This window comes from Frankia sp. KB5 (assembly GCF_002099325.1).
Taxonomy (GTDB): domain Bacteria; phylum Actinomycetota; class Actinomycetes; order Frankiales; family Frankiaceae; genus Frankia; species Frankia casuarinae.
In genome coordinates, this window is record NZ_MRUJ01000353.1 from 1 (window position 1) to 3,729 (window position 3,729).

4 protein-coding genes are annotated in these 3,729 nt (G+C 69.0%); 1 reads left to right on the forward strand and 3 read right to left on the reverse strand.

Annotated features, from left to right (window positions below; translation table 11 throughout):
- Window positions 1–152: 152 nt before the first annotated feature.
- The 3 genes from KBI5_RS28270 to KBI5_RS24210 form a co-directional block, all read right to left on the reverse strand.
- Complete coding sequence (locus KBI5_RS28270; protein ID WP_241883164.1) at window positions 153–365, reverse strand: hypothetical protein; 213 nt, start codon at window positions 363–365, stop codon at window positions 153–155.
- A 651-nt stretch (window positions 366–1,016) separates the two neighbouring features.
- Window positions 1,017–2,492 carry an MDR family MFS transporter gene (locus tag KBI5_RS24205; RefSeq protein WP_011436506.1) on the reverse strand — a complete coding sequence of 492 codons (1,476 nt, stop codon included), beginning with the start codon at window positions 2,490–2,492 and terminating at the stop codon, window positions 1,017–1,019.
- A gap of 105 nt (window positions 2,493–2,597) precedes the next feature.
- Window positions 2,598–3,065, reverse strand: coding sequence for a nuclear transport factor 2 family protein (locus KBI5_RS24210; RefSeq protein WP_011436505.1), 468 nt, complete (start codon window positions 3,063–3,065; stop codon window positions 2,598–2,600).
- Between the two features lie 128 nt (window positions 3,066–3,193).
- Here KBI5_RS24210 and KBI5_RS24215 point away from each other — a divergent pair.
- On the forward strand, window positions 3,194–3,729 hold a 536-nt coding region (locus KBI5_RS24215), incomplete at its 3' end, for a TetR/AcrR family transcriptional regulator (protein ID WP_085016589.1).

Genomic DNA, 3,729 nt, shown 5'->3' on the forward strand with positions numbered 1-3,729 from the left:
ACGTCACCGTCCGGCTCACATCACGCACGCAGACAAACACCAGCCCACCACCCCGGCGCTTGACATACAAAATCTCCAGACGCCGGCCAGCAAACGCGTGAAACGGATGGGTCACCGTTAGAAAACCCAAAGACGGCCTGGGCAATTCAGCACTATGCCCTGACCGTCGGAACTCCCAGCATCCGCTGACCGCCCCCAGGCTTCGGGATCATCACCTGGCGGACCGGCGCAGGTCRGTAACTCCCCGCGTCCAACGCCTCCCGCACCACCGGCCAGTGAACAACCAGCCACGGCCGCAACTCGGCCGTGGTCATCCCGTCCACCCCCGGCGCGCCACKATTGGCCTCGACACGCCGCAACGCCACCGACAGGTTCTCCCGTGACCACAGGCCACCTGCCGGCCCGGAAACGGACTCGCCAATGCGCGCCGACCCGTAGCTACGCCCACCGTGGTCTCCGACGGATGCACCGTCTCCTCCCACAACGGCCCCTGGATCGGGGGGCGGCGATCCCCGCGACTGGCGCGAGCAACACTCCCTCGTCCGCTCATCCCAACGTTCGGCCCTTCCCAGCCACCCACAAGATCCCGGCTGGTACTACGGCCACTGCTGACTTCTGCCACAGTCCACGCAGGCCCCATGTGTGCTACGTGCGGACGCACGGATCACGGTGCGGGCAGACCTCCCCGGATAAGAACAGCCGCTGTCCCCCTACGCCCGCGTTTACGCCCCGGCCTTCTTGGCGGTGACGGGCTTCACCATCGCGTGCTGGCTCACCCGACCGAAACGCCTCCTACGCGGTTCGTGTCCCTCGGTGCAGAGGTCTCGCCTCGGGCTTCCTCCCGCCCCCACCTCACGATGACGCCGTTGCCTCCAGCTCAGGGTTGGCACCGCCGCATCCCCCAGAGGACTTCCACCTCCAAACGACTGCCCATGCCGGGCGCACCACGACGACAGCCCTGGGCGGACGAGAGATCGTCCACCCGGGGCTGGTCGCTGCCGAGGAAGAGCACCGGGTCAGTGGCGCGCATCCTCCCCCCGCGGCTGTTTCGGGACGGCCGGCGCGAGCTGATGCCCGCGCCCAGGGAGGAACGCCGCGGGGATCAGCGCTATCAGGGCGAACCCGGCCGCCCACCAGAACGTGTGACTGAACGCGGTGATCAGGCCGGTCTGGCCTCCCCCGCCGTGCGTGGCGATCTGTCGGGCGAGGATGAGCGAGACGATCGACGCGCCGAACGAGCCGCCGACCTGGAGCACGATTCGGGTGGCCCCGCTCGCGTGCGGGACCTGCGCGCGGTCCAGCCCCTGGAAGGCCGAGGTCATCACCGCGATGCTCACCGTGCTGATACCGCAGCCGAAGACCAGCAGGAAGGCGGCCATGAACAGCACCTGGGTGTGGCTGCCGACCTGAGTGAAGCCGATGATCGGCAGCGCGATCAGGACGATGCCGACCAGCACAAGAGGTCTCGAGCCCGTGCGGTCGGCCAGTTTGCCCACCGTGCTCCGGGCGAGCATCGCCCCCACCCCCTGAGCCACTAGGAGCAGGCCCGCCGACAGCGCGGAGTAGCCGCGGGCCTGCTGGAGGAAGAGGGGAACCAGCAGCGTTCCACCGAACAGCGACAGGCCCGACAGGAACAGCAGGGCGCAGGCGGCGCTGAAGGCACGCACCTGGAAGAGCCGGACGTCGATGATCGGGTTGGCGACGCGCCCGCGCAGCACGTGCACGACGAACGCGACGAGCAACGCCAGCCCGAGAACGAGCGGGATGATCACCGGAAGGCCGAACTCGCGGCGGCTGCTGAACTGGGACAGGGCCAGCAGGATGCCCGCGATGCCGGGCGAGAGCAGGGCCAGGCCCACCGCGTCCAGAGGGTCACCGGGCCGCGCGCTGGTGGGTTCGAGACCCCGCCAGGCGAGCAACATACCGACCAGRCAGACGGGAATGTTGATCAGGAAGATCCACCGCCAGGTGGTGTTGCCGACGATCAGACCGCCGAGCACCGGCCCAAGTATGGGCGCGATCACGGCGGGCATGCTCACCGCGGACATCAGCCGCCCGGTGCGGCGCCCGCCAGCCGCCTGCAGAAGCAGCGTCTGCAGCACCGGCAGCACCATGCCGCTCGCGGTGCCCTGGACCACCCGGAAGGCGATCAGGCTGCCGATGTTCCACGCCACCCCGGCCAGCGCCGAGCCGACCAGGAACAGGACGAGCGACATCATCCAGGTCTGCCTGCCGCCGAAGCGGGCGACGGCCCATCCCGCCAGCGGGATCGACATCCCCATGGCGAGCAGGTAGCTCGTGCTGACCCACTGGACGGCGGAGACCGTGGTGTGCAGGTCGTGCACGATGGTGTTCAGCGCGACGTTGACGATCGTGGTGTCCAGCAGCGGCGCCATCGCACCGATGATCAGCACGGCGATCAGCCTGCGCAGCGCCGGATCCAGCCGGTCGGATTCGTCCGCTACCGCTGCGGGCGTACTCACGGTACTCACGGCGACGTCACTCCTCGGTCTGCTCGAGCCCGGTCGGTCGCCGGCGCGGCCCGGCGGGGCTGGCCCCGCCGGGCCGCGCCGTCCTGCTGCTCCCGCGCGCAGCGGCTAGCCGAGCGCCTCGAGCGAGGCGCCGAACTGCTTGAGCACACCCGCGACCTGGGCGCCACGCAGCACGTTCGTGTAATCCGTGTAGTGGACGATCTTGCCGTGACGAACGCGGATGATGCCGATGGACGACGGCAGGTGGAACGACTCGTTGGTCGCGAGCACCCGGCCGTCGACGAGAAACTGCGCGGTCGCCTCCTCACCGTCGGCGCCCAGGTGGATGACCACGGAGACCTTGTCGAACGCGAGCAGGCTGCGCGTCGGGTTGTCCGCGTTCAGGTGCTCGCTGACCGCGGCGAAGCCCTCCCACCGCGACTGCTGCCCGGCGAGCACGAACGGCGTCTCGTAGACCGCGTCCTCGGCGAACTGGGCAATGAAGATGTCCTTGCGGCCGGTCTCCATCGCGTTCGCGAGCCGCTCGATCACCTCATGAGTGGTGGCAGCCGCGTACTCCGTCGTCTCGGGCACGAAACTCCTCCTTGGGAAGAAAATCAGCAGGTAGGCTGTAGGAAGAACCGGAGAGATCTATCCGTTTTGGGGAACATACAGCGAGGTTTCTCCGGATGTCAAGGCGACCGACGAGGTGGTGGACGAGCATGCGAACGACACCGTCAGCGGCCGCCCGCGCGGCCGGTGGAGGAGCTCCGCCGGCCCGTCGGGCCGACGCGCTACGCAACCGGACGCTGCTGCTGCGGGTCGCGGACGAGCTGCTGGCCAGCGCGGGGACGTCGGTGTCGTTCGACCAGATCGCGAAGCGGGCCGGTGTCGGCGTCGGAACCGTCTACCGGCATTTCCCCACCCGCGAGGACCTGTTCGGCACCGTCATCGTCGCCGGGATGCGCCGCCTGACCCTGCAGGCCAGAGCACTCGCCACGGCGGAGGACCCACGGGCCGCCTTCTTCCGCTTCTTCTACCAAATGGTGGAACAGACGGTGATCAACAAGGCGCTCTGCGAGGCGTTCGACTCCACCTCCGACCCACGCTTCGCGCCCGATCAGCGGTCCGCCGCGGCGTTCGACGCCGCGTTGGATGTCCTGAGCAGCCGGGCCAAGGCCGTCGGCGCCCTGCGCACCGACATGACCGTCGCCGAGATCCGGCTCCTGGCGGTGGGGGCCGCCGTCACCGCGCGGGA